This window comes from Thalassobacillus devorans (genome assembly GCF_900176565.1).
Taxonomy (GTDB): Bacteria; Bacillota; Bacilli; order Bacillales; family Halobacillaceae; genus Thalassobacillus; species Thalassobacillus devorans_A.
This window is the reverse complement of record NZ_FXEH01000006.1, coordinates 1,787,976-1,805,525: the sequence shown is the minus strand read 5'-3', so window position 1 is coordinate 1,805,525 and position 17,550 is coordinate 1,787,976. Positions and strand designations below refer to the sequence as shown.

Here is a 17,550-nt window from a genome sequence, read left to right as displayed (position 1 = left end):
TATACTTCTATTATAACATGCAGAATGTTATTAATGTAAACGTTGTCAGTGATGAAAATATACACTTTTGTGAACATTATTAATGGAGGTGGAAAATATGAAAAAAGACAAGAAGCTATTCAGGCAAGAAACGGGAACCCCGGAAGAAGGAATTAATGAAAGCTATCAGACAGGAAATATTGAATTCCAGCCACGTAAAGAAAAGCAGCATAAGAGTGACAGACATGACAACCCCGGATCGGATTGAATCAGAGGCAGCATGGCATAGTATTTCCATGCTGCCTTTTTGTTAAAAAGCGTCACATGTGAACCATTTTCGCTTTATGTAGTAAAGTAGAGGTAGCATGTATAGTTTATCATCTTGAGATCAGCGAAATGCTGGGATATTTACATAAAAAACAGCTGATTGTCAAAGACTGAAGGGGGAATCATTATGCGCCATGCGCTGATTACGGCCGGGACAAAAGGACTGGGTAAAGTAGTGACTACACGTTTCTTAGAGAAGGGACATTCTGTAACGGTCACCTATCGTACTGACCGTAATAAAGCGGAACAGCTTCTGGAAGAATGGCCAGAGGAGCACAGCCGCATTCAGATTATCCAGGCAGACGTAACAAAAAAAGAGGATCTGATCAGGCTTGTTCAGGAAACCGTGGACCGTTTTGGGAGGATTGATTATTTGATCAATAATGCGGGTCCTTACATCTTTGAACGTAAGAAATTACTCGATTATACACAGGAGGAATGGGACGCTATGATCCGTGGTAACCTGGATGCTTCCTTTCATTTATTTCAACAGGTTGCCCCTTATATGAGAAAGCAGCAATTCGGCCGAATCATCAATTACGGGTTTCAAGGGGCTGGTGCAGCATCAGGATGGATCTATCGTTCTGCTTTTGCAGCTGCTAAAGTCGGATTGGTTTCCCTGACGAAAACGATAGCTTTTGAAGAAGCGGAAAATGGCATTACATCCAACATGGTTTGTCCAGGAAATATTACGGGAGACATGAAGGAAACAACAATTGCAGAAAGCCGCAAATACCATGATGAACATACTCCAATAGGCCGGTCAGGTACAGGAGAAGATATCGCCCGTACCATCGAATTTTTATGCGATAAAGACAGCGACATGATAACCGGAGCCGTCTATGAGGTGACCGGAGGACTGGATGTCATCCACCGTCATCGATGATGGTGTAAATTTTGTCGATTTAAAATGTAAAAAAGTAAGATATTTGTTACAATGTAAAGGCTTACATTTGTGCCATCTATCCACTCGACACAAATAATGGTATAGTGATTGTGATAAGGGAAGGACAAGAGTCCTAGAACAATGGATTGGGAGGTAAATGAATATGAAAATCGGAGTACCCAGAGAGATAAAAAACAATGAAAATCGCGTTGCTATGACTCCGGCCGGGGTTATTTCTTTGACAAATGCCGGTCATGAAGTGTATGTGGAAGCAAATGCAGGAATAGGCTCTAATTTCACGGATGCGCAGTACATAGAAGCTGGAGCCCACATTGTCGACACAGCTAAAGAAGCCTGGAGTCAGGAGATGGTCATGAAAGTTAAAGAGCCCCTTCCTGAAGAATATGATTATTTTTATGAAGGGCTTATCTTGTTTACGTATCTTCATCTGGCTCCAGAGCCGGAATTGACAAAAGCATTGATCGATCGTAAGGTGGTCAGCATTGCTTATGAAACGGTTCAATCGGATAATGGCTCGCTGCCATTATTGACCCCGATGAGTGAAGTTGCCGGTCGTATGGCTACCCAAATAGGCGCGCAGTTTTTAGAAAAACTGCACGGCGGTAAAGGTATTTTACTTGGTGGTATTCCGGGCGTTCGCCGCGGCCGGGTGACCGTAATCGGCGGGGGAGTTGTGGGAACGAACGCTGCCAAAATAGCGATGGGACTCGGTGCCGATGTCACCATCATTGATTTAAATCCAGAACGTTTACGACAATTGGATGATATATTTGGGTCCGAAATCAATACATTAATGTCAAATCCATTGAATATCCAGGAAGCCCTTGCGGAATCGGACCTCGTAATCGGAGCTGTTTTGATTCCAGGAGCGAAAGCCCCGAAACTAGTTACCGATGAAATGGTACAGTCTATGATGAAAGGTTCAGTCATCGTAGATGTAGCAATCGACCAGGGGGGTATTTTTGAAACAACGGATCGAATCACTACCCATGACAATCCAACATATGAGAAACATGGTGTTGTCCATTATGCTGTTGCCAATATGCCTGGGGCAGTTCCGAGAACATCTACCATAGGATTGACCAATGTCACTATTCCTTACGCACTTCAGCTGGCGAACAAAGGATATCGTCAGGCTTGTCAGGATAATAAAGCATTGCGCAAAGGAATCAATACACTTGATGGTTTTGTCACGTACCGTGCAGTTGCTGAAGCTCATCAGTTGGAATACTCAGATGTTGAGACATTGTTAGCGTATAATTAATGGGGAACAGCGAGGAAAGATTAAACTTTCCTCGCTGTTTTAGATAGGATGAATATAAAAATTTTAATAAAAAAATGAAACGTTCTTATTATCATTCCGTATATAAAAGTGACGCAGCGTTTTCAGGAAGGAGAGGTGGCTGGTCTGGGACTGTTTTCACGTTTATTTTCAAATAAAAAAGCACAAGCTCCAAAAGTGAAAGAGCGAACGCCACTGAATATTCAAGTAGGAGATATCGTGAACTATGAACTGGTAGATTATGAAGTGGTAGGAAAAATCACTTATAGGGAACATGCCTATGAATGGTTTGGTTATCAATTGCTTGAAGGGCGCTCCACAATTTGGCTTTCAGCTGAAATGGACGATGAATTAGAGCTGGGTATTTATCGAACGATCAAACTGCCCGTCTCTCAGCCTTTCCCGAGCAAACTGGAATATGAGGGGAAGACCTTTCATAAGGATAGCGATGGGCAAGCAAGAGTAGTAGGTGAGGGAAGAAGCCGCAACGTTAATGGACAAATGATCCAGTATGCCGATTATATTTCAGAAGATGAGACAGCGTATCTTAGTGTGGAGGCCTGGGGCAGCGATACAGAAGTGAGTCTGGGTCACGATATTGATCCGTATGATATTAAAATTATAGCAGGGTCCCATTAATTTTAAGGAGGAGTTTAAAGATGTTCCAATTTTTTAAGCGTATGAAGACGGTTGTTAATTCAGAATTGAACGCGATGTTGGATAAAGCGGAAGATCCAGTGAAAATGCTGGATCAGTTTATGCGCGACATGGAAAATGATATCCGTGAAGCGGAGAGTGCTGTTGCCAAGCAGATTGCAAACGAGAAAATGTTGAAAAGGAAATATGATGACGCCCAGGCACTTGTCGATAAGCGAATGAAGCAAGCGGAACAAGCGATTGAAGCAGGGAATGAAGATCTGGCACGACGTGCACTGGAAGATAAGAATAGTCAACAGGAGCAGGCGGAGCAGCTGAAGGCATCGTGGGAACAGGCAAAAACAGATGCAGACAGTCTGCGCGAAAAGCTTGACGAAATGAAAAAGGAATATCAGCAGATGAAATTGAAGAAAGATTCTCTTAAAGCTCGTTCCGAATCTGCCAAAACCCGTACGAAGATGAATCGCACGATGTCCAATATCGGCGGAGATGAATCTCGCCAGGGTTTCGACCGGATGGAGGAGAAAGTACTCCAGCAAGAAGCGGAAGCAGAAACAAGCGAGGATATGTCACAGGCCAGCCGTTCTTTGGACGATGAATTTGAAGCTTTGGAGAAAAACGGAGTGGATGATGAGCTGGCAGCCTTAAAGAAAAAAATGGGCAAAGAGTAACCCACTTACTGAGCATAGCTATGACAACAGATAATGGAGCTATGGTAGAAGGGTCTGACTCGAATAGTCAGGCCCTTCTCCGTTAGTCCATGAATCTCTCTCCAGAAAGGAGGACTCGATATGAAGGATTACCTGGTATTGTTTGGCTTAGGTATTATTGTAATCGTCTTGTTCATGAATGTCTTTGGCGGTAATGACGACAGGTCAAGAGGGATTACCGGGCCCCTATCTAACGAGGAACGTACATATGATGAGTTACCTGATGAACAGGCAAAAACAGATATTATCTCCGCTATGGAACAATCCAGCCCGGAAGATGCTGATAAAATGGTCAGTGACCATTTCCCCCTGATTGACACTATACGTACCGATCAGGGCATTTCCAAGATATATGTAACCAGGAAGTTCACCATACCCGAACTTGCCGATCTGCTTTCTGAAACGCTTGAGCCGGAAGAGAAGAGTGATTTTACCGAGAATAAACAAGTGCTTGTTTATCCGGATGATTTTGTAATTATGAAAGAAAGTGAAGAAGAGCCTGGAGTGGTGTTCATAGAACTGGCGAATGATCAATTCGTACGCAATCATTACTCCCCAGGTTTCTTTAATGGACTCCTGACTTATGCCGTGTTGAACCGAATGCTGAACTCCAATAATTGGGCAGATAAACAGGCTGGGCGTTGCCGGGCATCCAATGATTGTTATGGAGGGTACTCGATGTACGGTGGATACCGTTCAGGTGAGACAGGTACATTTCGTGGTTCGTCGGGACGTGGTGGAGGACCTGGCACAGGAAAATAATTATCTAGGAGGTTGAATTATGGGACCATTCATTGCTACTTTTGCTTATTTTGTTATTGCCATTATTGTTGTATTGGTCGGCTTGGTAATTTTTGAAGTGATCACGTCCAAGTATAAAGATTGGGATGAAGTTAAACAGGGTAACACTGCAGTTGCGTTATCGATAGCCGGAAAGATAGTTGGAATTTGTATCATCCTTTCATTTGCCATATATCATAGTTTGACACTGTGGGATACATTGATTTGGGGTGCTTATGGTGTGGCGTTGCAAATGCTTGCCTATTACCTGTTTGAAATTTTCACTCGAAAGTTCTCTGTCGAAACCATGCTGAAGGAAAACAATATCGCAGTCGGCATCATTTCAGTAGGTGTATCGATCGGCTTAGCCTTCGTTATCGGGGCATCCATCACATAAGCCTTCGTCTCGGGCTGCCTCCGCTTAGGCGGTGCAGCCCTTTTCTTTATTTTAAGAAAGTTTAACTTTGTTGAAGGATTAAAGTATAAGATAAACTAAGGCTTTCGCTATAAGTGCTTGGCGACAAGCCATATTTTCTAATGTGCATTCGGAGTGATTAACAATGAAACAAGAAGCTGTCAAACAGAGTCATTTCATATACTGGGCTTCTGGTATTGTCTCCATTTGCGGTATCATTTTTGAAGTTTTATTTGGCGCGTTAGGTTCCTACATACTTGGGGATGGAGTCAAACAATATACATTGACTATCAGCCTCTTCTTGACAGGCATGGGGATTGGAGCTTCCATTAGCGAAAAGGTGATGAAGCGATTAATTGTCGCTTTCATCTGGATAGAGTTCCTGGTTGCTTTAATTGGGGGCTTTTCCAGCTTCATTATGTTTGGAATGACAGCTTTTGCACCAGACGGGACAGATGCTTTATTTTTATACACGGTGACTTTAACCATTGGGGCACTGACAGGGCTTGAATTGCCGATTCTCATCAGAAAAGCAAATGAGATTGGCGTAGAACTTAACCGGAGTACTGCCCGCGTGTTATTTTCTGATTATGCCGGTGGATTAATTGGCGGTCTGTTATTTGTTTTCTTGTTGAGGCCACAATTAGGTATGGTTAAAAGTGCATTTTTTGTAGGGCTGATCAACCTGACAGTAGCCATGGCTGTGCTGTATTTATTCCGAAAAGAAATCTTAAAGCTGAAAATTCACCTGATTTCCGGGGTGGGAATCGCTATATTCCTGATTGCAGGATTGTTTTTTGGAGAAGAAATGGCATTTTCTTTTGAGCAGAAATTATACAAGGATCCCATCATACATTCAGAAAACAGCGCTTATCAAAAAATTATCCTTACCAAAGAACAAGGGGACACCCGTCTTTATCTAGATGGTTCGCTGCAGTTCAGCTCTTTTGATGAGTATCGTTATCATGAGACCCTTGTTCACGTACCGATGACTGCAACTGAAGATGCTAAGCGTGTATTAGTGCTTGGCGGTGGGGATGGTCTTGCTGTCAGGGAACTTTTAAAATATGACGAATTAGAATCAATCTACCTGATAGATTTGGACCCTGCCATTACCGAGCTGGCTAATAATAATTATCATTTGCTGCAGCTGAACCAGGGGGCATTGAAGGATGATCGAGTAACTGTGCGTAACGAAGATGCCTTTGAATATTTGGAAAAAGACGGGATGTTTTATGATGTCATTCTCATTGACCTTCCTGACCCGAATAATGAAAGCCTGAACAAATTATACACACGGGAGTTTTACTCTCTCGTAAGAAATCATCTGCGTCCTGGGGGAGCAGCAATGGTACAAGCCACAAGCCCTGTGTTTGCGACAGAAGTCTATTGGACGATAGATGAAACAATCCGTTCCGCCGGGTTGGAAACGGAAAATTTTCATGTAGATATCCCGAGCTTTGGGAATTGGGGTTTCGTCATGGCATCCCGGGATCCGATTAATTTATCTGGACTGGACTTTACTGTTGAAACCGATTTTCTGACCGAAGAGCTGCTTTCTGCTTTTACGGTGTTTGGAAAAGATGAGGACAGGGAAATATTCAATCGCAAAGGGGAAAAGGTTTCCCTGAAACCCAATACATTGATCGACCCTCATTTAATTGAAAAATACGAGCAGGCTTGGGATAATTACTAAATGAGGTTATAGTAAATTTTACGAACGAAGGAGAGGATAGTGTGAAAGCAACTTATCATGGTCATTCAGTCGTAAAAGTGGAAGCGAATGGAAAAATGATTTTATTCGATCCGTTCATTTCTGAGAATGGAAATACGGACCTTAATGCTGATGAAGTTAAAGCGGATGTGATCCTGTTGACGCATGGTCATAACGATCATGTGGGGGACACGGTAGATATAGCTAAGCGTAATGACGCATTGGTAGTAGCGCCTTTCGAACTGGCTACTTACCTTGGAAATAAAGGCGTGAATGCGCATCCGATGTATATTGGCGGCTCTCATGAGTTCGATTTTGGTAAAGTGAAGTTTACTCAGGCATTTCATGGCTCTTCTTACACGGAAGAGGATGGTACCATCGTCTACACTGGTATGCCAACTGGTATTTTATTGACGGTTGAGGGGAAGACCATCTTCCATGCGGGTGATACTGGATTGTTCAGTGATATGAAAATGATTGGTGATATGAATAATATCGAGTTGGCGTTCCTTCCAATCGGAGATAATTTCACTATGGGACCTGACGATGCATTAGTCGCAGCGAAGTGGCTCGATGCTAAACAGGTTGTACCTATACACTATAACACCTTCGATTTAATCAACCAGGACGGAAAAGCATTCGCAGAAAAAGTGAGCCCTGGAACAGGGAAAGCATTGGAAGTAGGCGAATCTATTGAACTATAAGTAAGACATGGAACCGTCACTCTACATGAGTGGCGGTTTTTTAACTGGTTAAACAGCATGGCGGCTTTACCAATGAAAATCCCGAGCTTGGATTTTCTGTAAAAAATTGCAGGAAGCCTGTATCATCTGTATAATAACAATTAGATACATAAACACTAGTACAGTTAGAAAGAATGGTGAATGACAATGGCTACGAAACATGAACAGATCCTGCAATTTATTGAATCACTTTCTGTGGGCAATAAAATATCCGTACGCCAAATCGCGAAAGAATTAAATGTAAGTGAAGGAACCGCCTACCGAGCGATTAAAGAAGCGGAAAATCAAAGCCTTGTGAGTACAATTGAGCGGGTGGGGACAATCCGCATCGAAAAGAAGAAAAAGGAAAACATTGAACGGCTCACCTTTGCGGAAATTATCAATATAGTTGATGGTCAGGTCCTTGGTGGTAGAGAAGGGCTATATAAAACATTGAATAAGTTTGTCATCGGTGCCATGAAACTGGAAGCGATGATGCGCTATACAGAAGCAGGGTCGTTATTGATTGTCGGGAACCGTACGAATGCGCATGAATTAGCGTTAAAAGAAGGAGCGGCTGTGTTAATTACAGGTGGTTTTGACACCGAAGAACGAGTAAAAAAGCTTGCGGATGAGAAAAAACTCCCGATCATTTCCACTAGCTATGATACGTTTACCGTAGCTGCAATGATCAACCGTGCTATTTATGACCAGCTGATTAAAAAAGAAATCGTCCTTGTCGAAGATATCTATACTTCATATGAGCAATCTTATTACCTTAAAACAACAGATTCCGTCCAAAATTGGCATGAATTAAATGAGGCTACTTCTCACAGCAGGTATCCAGTAGTCGACGCAGCTAACCGGGTAGTAGGGATGGTAACGTCTAAAGATGTCATCGGAAAAGACAGAAGTCTTGGTATTGATAAAGTGATGACAAAGAACCCTATGACCGTCCAGACGAAAACTTCCCTGGCAAATGCCGCTCACATGATGGTGTGGGAAGGTATTGAGATCATGCCGGTTGTTGATCAGCATCATAAACTCCAAGGCCTCATTTCAAGGCAGGATGTATTAAAAGCCCTCCAGCATATCCAGCGCCAGCCTCAGGTGGGTGAAACCATTGACGATCTCGTAAGCAAACAAGTAGAAGTTCTCGCTGAAGAAGGCAATGATATGCTGTTCCAGGTAGCTGTTACACCTCAAATGACCAATCAGCTTGGCAGCCTTTCTTACGGAGTATTTACTTCTCTCGTCACAGAAGCAAGCAGCAGACTGCTTCGCAAGTATAAAAAAGGTGATTTGGTGGTGGAGAATTTATCCATCTATTTCATTAAGCCGGTACAAATAGAAAGTGTTATTGAACTTAAACCGGAAATCATGGAAGTAGGTCGTAAATTCGCAAAAGTGGATGTGGAGCTTTACCATGAAAAAACGTTGGTTGGAAAAGCTTTGTTGATGGCTCAGCTAATCGATCGGTAATAAGAGAAACCTTTGATATATTTCACATTTTGGATGTTAATTAGATATAACATGATAAAAAGGCAGTGCGAATATGCGCTGCCTTTTCGATCGACATCAGTTTGAGACTGCTGCCTCTTGTTTTTGATATTCTTTTTTATAATGGCGTGAACTTTTAAAACCGGTATACATTTGCATCCCGCCTAGAATGAGGAATACGATCCCGATATATAGGGAAAGTTTTGTACCATAAAAAAGGTATTGGTTGATACCGAAGAAGAATACGAAGCTCCCTAGACAGATACGTGCTTTTCCATTGAAATATAATTGTGTCAATCTGTCCCTGGTCCGGGTAATATTCACTTTATAATAAATATATAGAACGAGTGATACCAGAATCAAGGTAGAAAATATCAACATGAAATCTACTCCCTAAAAATGTCTTAAATCAATACCATTGTAGCTTGTTTTAAAGATTTATGCTACCTGATATTAAGTTTCTATGATTAAATAAGAAGTAACCATGCAAGGTAAGGAGAAATCATATGTGCAAAAAAGAGATCTTCCAGAAAATTAAAGACTACGAGAAAATCATTATTCACAGACATGTACGTCCTGACCCGGATGCTCTGGGATCAACGGGTGGACTGAAAGAAATCATCCGCGCCAGTTTTCCAGACAAAGAAGTTTTACTTGCCGGGGAGGAAGACCCATCACTAAATTTTCTTATAAGGATGGATGAGGTATCCGATGATGATTATAACCATGCGCTTGTCCTCGTCTGCGATACCGCTAATGAAGCAAGAGTTGATGATCAACGCTATACAAAAGGAAAAGAAGTAATTAAGATTGACCATCATCCCAATGTAGACAAATACGGGGACATCCAGTGGGTTGACACGGATGCGAGCTCCACCAGTGAGTTGGTTTATGAATTTTATCTTGAAATGAAAACAGAGGGAGCCAGGCTCACCGAGGAAGGAGCCCGCCTTTTGTATGCAGGTATTGTGGGGGATACGGGGCGCTTTCTATTCCCTAGCACCACTCCGAAGACGTTGAAATATGCCGCGGATTTAGTCGAATATTCGTTTGACCGTCCAAGTTTATATGATGGGATGTATACAACGAGGATGAATATTGTACGGCTGAAGGGGTACATTTTGCAACATTTCACAGTTTCCTCTTCAGGACTGAGTACGATTCGGATAACAAAAGAGATTATGGAAGAATACGGGGTTTCCGTCCTGGAAACAAGTCAATTGGTAGGCATACTTGGTGATGTGGAAGGGGTTCTTTCCTGGGCATTCTTTGTTGAAGAAGATGAGGTAATCCGGGTGCGATTGCGTTCCAGAGGCCCTGTGATCAATGGGGTTGCGGCAAACTTTAATGGCGGTGGCCATCCAATGGCAGCAGGCGCTTCAGCCCATTCCTGGGAAGAAACGGAAGCTATCGCCGCGGAACTGGAAGAAGTGTGCCGTAAGTATAAGCTTGAGCACAGCTGACACTTTGTAAAAAACAAACAAAATAACCCTCCGACCTGTCTCAGGTCTGTGAGGGTTCATCATTATTAATGCTTAGATTCGACCGGATCTACCGGAATAAACCAACAGCCGGTATCGGTACGATCGAAAAAGACATTAAGCTGGCGTCTGGCTACATCTCTTTTCATTAGACGGATGAGTTCATCAGTTTCTGCGTATGCGGTGTAACCGTTCATAAGCTGTGCAATCTTTTCTTCAACCAGACGGTGACGGTCCATTATCAACATATCACTCACCCCTTTGGATAGAATGCTATTTATCTAACTCTATTGTATAATGTTCAACAGTTTTCTGCTACATTTTTCTGAAAATTTCATCATTTTGTCATAATTTCAATTTTGCTCTTTAAGTATCAATAGAAATGCTTAATTCTAGGCTTAGCTGTCTGTAAATGATAAGCTGAACGACCTCTACCCGGTAAGTGAACTCATCAATTTGATACCGTTTATTTTCTACAGCTTTAATAAGGAAGTCACGGTTTTCGCCGACATCTTCTACATTTCTCCCTATGACATCCTCTAATTCTCCTTTGATTAGAGTTTCTAATTGGTGTTTCGTCAGCCGATCCAATTGCAGACGTTTATCGTTTGTGAAGGTGATCCCGATTTGTTTAATGGTGAATTGTTCCTGTTCTTCTTCATGGGTGTTCAATAGTCCCTCATACGCAGATTCAAGTTCTGTCAATTTTCCGCGCAGTCGAATGTTTTCCTCTACCCAATGTTCAAGCAAGCTCCCGTGTACATATAAAAAAAGACCATAGGCAATAATGGCACCGACGACTGCCCCGGCAAAAAAACGCTGCCAGCTTTCCCGTTTATAGTATGTGGGTATATGCATTATGTGATATCCTCTTGCAGGATCCATTGAAAAAATACCATGGCTGCTTTTACTCCACCCATGGCTGCCACAATGACCATGATCTGTTTAAATAAATCAAAGGTTGATCCATCTAAAATTCCTTTTTCAAACCGGGCAATCGTATCAAATGTTCCTCCGATAGCTGCAACAATTGCCCAAATCCGCAACCCTTTGGCAATCCGTACCATCGATGTATAAGGAGCTTCTCCGGTTATAAGACTACCCAGACTTCCAATAAAGGCTCCGCCCACCATCACCCCGAACGCAATGAAAAAAACATGAATCATGGAGACAATCAATCGTTCTTCCACTATCATTCATCCTCTCTTGCATGTACTACCCAGCCTGTCTTTTTATACACTTCTATTATATTTATGAATTTATCAGACAAGGTATGCGGTCTGGTTTCATTCCGCTTCATGTATCAGCTATAATTATAGTTAAGGAAGAAAGGTGATTGGAATGGCTTCGTTTACCCACTTGCAAGTACGTAGTGGTTATAGCTTAATGAAAAGCAGTATTTCCATAAAAAAATTAGTGGAAAGAGCAAAACAGAGCGGCTTTAATTCATTGGCACTAACGGATGAGGGGGTCTTGCACGGGGCCTTGGAATTTTACCAGGCGTGTCATGAAGCGGACATCCATCCGGTAATTGGCATGTCAGTGGAATTGGTGGAAGGAGAAACCCTCTTTTCTGCCGTATTATTAGCAGAAAATCAGGAGGGATATAGAAATCTCTTAAAATTGAGCACATACATACAAACTGGAGATACACGTAGTTTGGAACTGGAGGAGTTACAGCCCTACACTACGGGCGTAATTTTTATCTTGCCGGCAGCAGGGTCGCCGTTAGCAGTCTATCTTGAGAAGGGACAGGAAGAAGCTGCCTATCACTTTTTCTCGGAATGGTCTTCGTTATTTGAAAGATCAAAGGCTTATATAGGGGTAGAGGACCACCAGCTGGAAAAGGAAAGAAGATTACACAGAACCCTGAAGCCGTTTGTCGATCAGTATGGAATTGCTGCAGTCGCTTTGCAGGATGTCCGATATCTGCAGGAGGAAGATGCGCAGGCATATGACTGCTTAACAGCGATCAGGGAAGGGCGGCGCTGGTCATCTGATGCAATGGATAACTCAAACAAAAATCGTCATCTAAGAAATCCTGATGAAATGGAAGAGTTGTTCTCTGACTGGTGGCCAGAAATTCTTACATCATCCAATCAGATTGCCGATCAATGTAAGGTGACACTGGCCCTGGAAGAAAAAAGAATCCCCAATTTTCCAGTCCCTGATGGAAAAAACTCCGATGAGTATCTAAAGGAATTATGCATGAAGGCATTAGAAAAAATGGAGGAAACGGAAAGAAAGCAGGCAAAGGAACGCCTGGAATACGAATGGGGAGTAATCGCTTCTATGAATTTTAGCGATTATTTTCTGATTGTTTGGGACTTTGTTGCTTATGCTAAGCGGAATAATATCAAAGTAGGACCAGGGCGGGGATCAGCTGCTGGATCGCTAGTCGCCTATCTGCTTGGTATCACGGAAGTCAATCCGATCCAATATGATTTATTGTTTGAACGATTTCTAAATCCGGAGCGGGTGACAATGCCTGATATTGACATTGATTTCTCTGACCATCGAAGGGATGAGGTGATCCAGTATGTCACCAACAAATATGGGACCGATCGTGTAGCTCAGATCATCACTTTCGGTACATTTGCAGCCCGGAGCTTGTTAAGGGAACTTTTTAAAACCATAGGCATCGATCAACAGGATGCGGCTTTTATACTCAAAGAGTTTTCTGCCAGCAGTGACAGAACAATTGTAGGAACTGTAAAGCAGTCCGAAGAGCTGGCGGCCTATATCCGCCAGTCTCGAAAGTTACAATTATTGTTTAAAATTGCCGCCAAACTGGAAGGTTTGCCACGACATACTTCTACGCACGCAGCCGGTGTAGTCATCAGTGATGTTCCGCTCACCCAGGAAGTACCGTTGATGGCTGGTCATGAAGGTGTCCCCCTCACGCAATATGCTATGGGAGATTTGGAAACAATCGGCTTGCTTAAAATGGACTTTCTTGGTTTACGGAACTTAACGCTGCTCGAGAGAATTGAAGCAAATATTATACGTTCTGGCAATCCGGGATTTTCACTTGATTCTATTCCTTTTGAAGACACGGAAACCTACCAACTATTGCGTGACGGGCGTACGAATGGAATTTTTCAATTAGAATCCCAGGGAATGAAAAATGTTTTACAAAGACTAAAGCCAAATCGGTTTGAAGATGTGGTAGCGGTCAATGCGTTATACCGGCCAGGTCCGATGGAATATATCCCGGTCTATATCGCACGGAAACACGGAGAAACTTCTGTAACCTACCCCCATCCGGATGTAGAGCCGATATTAGAAAAAACATTCGGTGTGCTGGTCTATCAAGAGCAAATCATGCAGGTAGCCAACCAAATTGCAGGCTTCAGCCTGGGGCAGGCCGATATTTTAAGAAGAGCAGTCAGTAAAAAAAAGCAAGGTTTGATAGAAGAACAGTACAAAGCCTTTATCGAGGGCGCCAGGCAACAGGGCTATCAGGAAAATGTAGCAGAAGAAATATATAAGTGGATTGTTAAGTTTTCCAACTACGGATTTAACCGAAGCCACGCGGTAGCGTATAGTATGATTTCCTATCAGCTCGCTTATTTGAAAACTCATTATCCCGCTTTCTTTCTAGCAGAGCTGATGAATGCTAATGCAGGTAATCATGAAAAGCTTGCATCGTATATCAGGGAAGCTAAAGACACTGGTGTTCAGGTTCTTTCCCCTTCCATCAATCATAGCAATATGGTTTTTCGAGTAAAAAAAGGAAATATCCACATGGGGCTGCTTTCCATAAAAGGTGTAGGAATGCAGGCGGTACAGGAAATACTGGAAACCAGAAAGCAAGGCCCATTCAAAAATATCTTTGATTTTTGTTTAAGGGTTCCTTTAAAGGCAGTAAACAGACAAGTGATCGAAGCGCTTATTCTGGCAGGGGCATTTGATGAAATATACAATAACCGGGCTAGCCTCCTTGCCAGCGTCGATCATGCTATAGAACAAGGAGAACTTTTTAAGGAGTTTGATGATCAGCCATCCTTTTTTCAGGATGAATTGACGCTGGACGTCAATTATGTTCAAACAGAGCCGTTTTCCCAAATGAAACAATTGTCCATGGAAAAAGAGGTGCTTGGCACCTACATGTCGAGGCACCCCTTAGAAACTTACCGGCAGAAACTTCGTGCCAATGCCTTTATCGCATTAAGGCAAATGGATGCCGTCAAGCAGAAGAAACGGTTAAAAGCTTGTGGGGTAGTCGAACATATTAAGCAAATCAGGACCAAGCGCGGAGACCCAATGGCTTTCATGACTATCAGTGATGAACAAGGAGAAGCAGAGACCGTGATATTCCCTGAGCTATACAGAAAGGTAAGGCCATGGCTTCAGGAAGAAATGTTGATCTGTTTTGAGGGGAATATTGAGGATCGGAACAATCAGCTTCAATGGCTGCTTGCTGATATCCAGCCATTTTCAGAAGATATTCTGGAAGCGGACATAGAGACTCCTAAAAAACTTTTCATCAAACTTTCGGAACAGGAAGAGCTTGATGCTTTGCAGGCGATTCGGCAAATAGCTGAACATTTCCCAGGTAATACGCCTGTTATTGTCCATCATGCCAGAAAGGGAAAAACCTATCAGCTCTCCAGCGAGTATTACGTAAAACTCACAAGAGAATGCCTGACAGCGCTGCATGATTATTTCGGGAAAGACTCAGTCGTTCCAGCATCTGCTAAATGAACAGGATGGGCTTAGCAGACCAAAAAAGGTCTGTTAAGCTTTTTCTTATATAAAAGCTCTAAACTTATTAATTTTTCAATAGAGACTTCTTCAACAAAAGGTCCGAAAAGTCGAAGACTTGCTTCCGAGATATACACTTACCACCGTAAGGGAAACAGTTTCTCTTGAAACTGAGTGTTCAGCAATTGGGAGATTTACTGGAAAATCAATATGGTGATTAACAGTTCTAAGTAGATGGTGGGTGTCGCTTTACACCTATATATCATCTGTTATAATTAAGGAGTCTAATAATGGTGGTCTGACCACTCGATGCTTTTATATTATTCATTATCTATTGTTTATAAAGGAGCGGTTATAAGTGTCAAACTTAAGAGATGAAGCATTACATGTTCATCGTGTCAATAAAGGAAAATTAGCTACACATTCAAAGGTACCAATAAAGAATGCTAAAGATCTCAGCCTCGCTTATTCCCCAGGGGTGGCAGAGCCGTGTAAAGAGATCTATGACCATAAAGAATCGGTTTATGATTATACGATGAAAGGGAACATGGTAGCTGTTGTCAGTGACGGGTCAGCCGTGCTCGGATTAGGTAATATTGGCCCTGAAGCTTCCTTGCCTGTCATGGAAGGGAAAGCTGCATTGTTCAAAAGTTTTGCTGGTGTTGATGCTTTCCCGATCTGTCTGGACACGCATCAAGTGGATGAAATTGTAAACACAGTCAAACTGATGGAGCCTACCTTCGGTGGAGTGAATCTTGAGGATATCGCTGCTCCAAATTGTTTCCTTATTGAAGAAAAACTGAAAAAAGAAACGAATATCCCCATTTTCCACGACGACCAGCATGGAACTGCTATCGTAACAGTAGCTGGTTTGATGAATGCTTTGAAAATAGTAGGAAAATCGTTTTCTGATATCAAAGTAGTCGCTAATGGTGCCGGTGCTGCCGGAATTGCTATCATCAAACTCCTTTACCACTTCGGTGTCCGGGATATCATCATGTGTGACTCGAAAGGCGCCATTTTTGAAGGCAGAAATTATGGTATGAATGATGTGAAAGATGAAATAGCTAAAATAACGAATAAGGATAAACAAGAGGGCTCATTGGAAGAGATTATGACAGACGCAGATGTATTTGTCGGCGTTTCAGTGGGTGGATTATTATCAAAAGAAATGGTGGAGTCCATGAATGATGATCCAATAATTTTTGCTATGGCTAATCCAGATCCGGAAATCATGCCAGAAGATGCAAAGGCTGCAGGAGCACGAGTAATTGGGACAGGGAGATCGGATTTTCCTAACCAGGTAAATAATGTTCTCGCATTCCCGGGAATTTTCCGTGGAGCGTTAGATGTACGGGCAACTCGCATCAACGAAAAAATGAAGATTGCGGCTGCAGAGGCAATCGCTTCTCTTGTTACAGCTGACGAATTAAACGCTGATTACGTAATCCCTGCACCTTTTGATGCACGTGTAGCCCCAGCTGTAGCTGCTGCAGTGGCTAAAGCGGCAATGGAGTCAGGAGTAGCACGTATGCATGTAGATCCGGAACAAGTAGCTGAAAAAACAAGACAACTTACTATGATTGATGAAGATTAATGAAGGGAAGGGAGAAAGCATCCATGTCTTTCTCTCCCCATTACATAAAGGAAGATATTTCTCTCTTTTGGGAAGAATTAGTCAGGTGTTGGTATAAAGGAGTGGCTTTCCCGTGTCTGGGTCGCAAAAAGTAAAAGTTTATGAAGAGGTATTGCAGCAAGTTAAAGCATATATTGAAGAACATCACCTTAGCCCAGGAGATAAACTCCCCTCTGAACGTGAACTTAGTGAGTTGTTGAATGTCGGCCGTTCGTCAATCAGGGAAGCATTCCGTGCCCTGGAGCTGCTTGGTCTGATTGAAACGAGAAGGGGTGAAGGTACTTTCATGCGTACTTATCGTCCTTATCATATGGTGGAATTGCTCTCGACTTTTATCTTGCATGAGGCAAGGACGAAAGAGGAGCTGGCGGCTGCAAAAATGATGCTCGAGCTCGAAGTGATTAATAAGATTCTCCCGTTGTTGACAGAAGGACATATAGAGCATCTGACAAGTTTGGTGAAAGGTACCAATTCCGAAAAGGAAGCTCAAACTCTTCACCATTCTTTTTTTCAGTATCTATTTGAAATATCAGGGAATGAACTGCTCAATCGAATGTGGCAGTTGATAGACGGGTTCGCCAATACGGTCCATGATTTTACCTTCTCGAATTCCTTTTATAAAAAGGTGTTGGAGGAAATGGAAAGAGGCAAATTGAATGACGTGAGAAGCTGGTATGAAAAAGAGCTCAATTTGTCGAATTAATATTGACATAGAACGACAATCTTTTTGAAA

Annotated in this window: 18 protein-coding genes; 14 read left to right on the top strand and 4 right to left on the bottom strand. The window is 42.5% G+C overall.

The genetic code is table 11. The annotated features are described in order from the left end of the window. Positions 1-97: 97 nt before the first annotated feature. The 10 genes from B9Y67_RS20840 (at position 98) to B9Y67_RS20045 (ending at position 8,975) form a co-directional block, all read left to right on the top strand. Entirely contained in the window at positions 98-247 is a 150-nt protein-coding gene (locus tag B9Y67_RS20840; protein ID WP_176224069.1) for a hypothetical protein, read from the top strand. Positions 248-433: 186 nt separating this feature from the next. Beyond that, complete coding sequence (locus B9Y67_RS20085; protein ID WP_085509102.1) at positions 434-1,192, top strand: SDR family oxidoreductase; 759 nt, start codon at positions 434-436, stop codon at positions 1,190-1,192. 163 nt (positions 1,193-1,355) lie between these two features. Then, the gene (gene ald / locus B9Y67_RS20080) at positions 1,356-2,477 is read left to right on the top strand and encodes an alanine dehydrogenase (RefSeq protein ID WP_085509101.1); all 1,122 of its coding nucleotides are present in this window, start codon (positions 1,356-1,358) and stop codon (positions 2,475-2,477) included. 144 nt (positions 2,478-2,621) lie between these two features. Further along, entirely contained in the window at positions 2,622-3,134 is a 513-nt protein-coding gene (locus B9Y67_RS20075; protein ID WP_085509256.1) for a DUF4178 domain-containing protein, read from the top strand. A 20-nt stretch (positions 3,135-3,154) separates the two neighbouring features. Further along, positions 3,155-3,823, top strand: a complete 669-nt coding sequence (locus tag B9Y67_RS20070) for a PspA/IM30 family protein (RefSeq protein ID WP_085509100.1) — start codon at positions 3,155-3,157, stop codon at positions 3,821-3,823. 120 nt (positions 3,824-3,943) lie between these two features. After that, positions 3,944-4,624: a DUF4247 domain-containing protein gene (locus B9Y67_RS20065; protein WP_085509099.1), complete on the top strand. Its 681-nt coding sequence runs from the start codon at positions 3,944-3,946 to the stop codon at positions 4,622-4,624. 19 nt (positions 4,625-4,643) lie between these two features. Continuing rightward, positions 4,644-5,039, top strand: a complete 396-nt coding sequence (locus B9Y67_RS20060; RefSeq protein ID WP_085509098.1) for a DUF350 domain-containing protein — start codon at positions 4,644-4,646, stop codon at positions 5,037-5,039. 163 nt (positions 5,040-5,202) lie between these two features. Continuing rightward, positions 5,203-6,753 (top strand): polyamine aminopropyltransferase, encoded by a 1,551-nt coding sequence (locus B9Y67_RS20055; protein WP_085509097.1) that lies wholly within the window; start codon positions 5,203-5,205, stop codon positions 6,751-6,753. Positions 6,754-6,794: 41 nt separating this feature from the next. Then, positions 6,795-7,475 (top strand): metal-dependent hydrolase, encoded by a 681-nt coding sequence (locus B9Y67_RS20050; RefSeq protein WP_085509096.1) that lies wholly within the window; start codon positions 6,795-6,797, stop codon positions 7,473-7,475. A gap of 186 nt (positions 7,476-7,661) precedes the next feature. Beyond that, complete coding sequence (locus B9Y67_RS20045; RefSeq protein WP_176224068.1) at positions 7,662-8,975, top strand: CBS domain-containing protein; 1,314 nt, start codon at positions 7,662-7,664, stop codon at positions 8,973-8,975. Positions 8,976-9,071: 96 nt separating this feature from the next. On the opposite strand, the gene B9Y67_RS20040 is transcribed toward B9Y67_RS20045, so the two are convergent. Next, complete coding sequence (locus tag B9Y67_RS20040; RefSeq protein ID WP_085509094.1) at positions 9,072-9,374, bottom strand: YtpI family protein; 303 nt, start codon at positions 9,372-9,374, stop codon at positions 9,072-9,074. 125 nt (positions 9,375-9,499) lie between these two features. Here B9Y67_RS20040 and B9Y67_RS20035 point away from each other — a divergent pair, with 125 nt between their 5' ends. Then, entirely contained in the window at positions 9,500-10,456 is a 957-nt protein-coding gene (locus tag B9Y67_RS20035; RefSeq protein ID WP_085509093.1) for a DHH family phosphoesterase, read from the top strand. Positions 10,457-10,521: 65 nt separating this feature from the next. Here the strand turns inward: B9Y67_RS20035 and B9Y67_RS20030 are convergent, their stop codons facing one another. The 3 genes from B9Y67_RS20030 to B9Y67_RS20020 all read right to left on the bottom strand — a co-directional run bounded on the left by B9Y67_RS20030 (position 10,522) and on the right by B9Y67_RS20020 (position 11,664). Continuing rightward, positions 10,522-10,722: a hypothetical protein gene (locus tag B9Y67_RS20030; RefSeq protein ID WP_028783444.1), complete on the bottom strand. Its 201-nt coding sequence runs from the start codon at positions 10,720-10,722 to the stop codon at positions 10,522-10,524. 118 nt (positions 10,723-10,840) lie between these two features. Then, positions 10,841-11,332 carry a sporulation membrane protein YtrI gene (gene ytrI / locus B9Y67_RS20025; protein WP_085509092.1) on the bottom strand — a complete coding sequence of 164 codons (492 nt, stop codon included), beginning with the start codon at positions 11,330-11,332 and terminating at the stop codon, positions 10,841-10,843. Continuing rightward, the gene (locus tag B9Y67_RS20020) at positions 11,332-11,664 is read right to left on the bottom strand and encodes a YtrH family sporulation protein (RefSeq protein ID WP_085509091.1); all 333 of its coding nucleotides are present in this window, start codon (positions 11,662-11,664) and stop codon (positions 11,332-11,334) included. The genes ytrI and B9Y67_RS20020 overlap by 1 nt, the downstream gene beginning before the upstream one ends. A 151-nt stretch (positions 11,665-11,815) precedes the next feature. On the opposite strand from B9Y67_RS20020, the gene dnaE reads away from it, so the two are divergent. The 3 genes from dnaE to B9Y67_RS20005 all read left to right on the top strand — a co-directional run bounded on the left by dnaE (position 11,816) and on the right by B9Y67_RS20005 (position 17,520). Next, on the top strand, positions 11,816-15,181 hold the full coding sequence (gene dnaE / locus B9Y67_RS20015) for a DNA polymerase III subunit alpha (protein ID WP_085509090.1): 3,366 nt from the start codon (positions 11,816-11,818) through the stop codon (positions 15,179-15,181). Between the two features lie 358 nt (positions 15,182-15,539). Continuing rightward, a complete protein-coding gene (locus B9Y67_RS20010) occupies positions 15,540-16,778 on the top strand; it encodes an NADP-dependent malic enzyme (protein WP_085509089.1) in 1,239 nt (412 codons plus the stop codon). 112 nt (positions 16,779-16,890) lie between these two features. Further along, a complete protein-coding gene (locus tag B9Y67_RS20005; protein ID WP_085509088.1) occupies positions 16,891-17,520 on the top strand; it encodes a FadR/GntR family transcriptional regulator in 630 nt (209 codons plus the stop codon). Positions 17,521-17,550 lie beyond the last annotated feature (30 nt).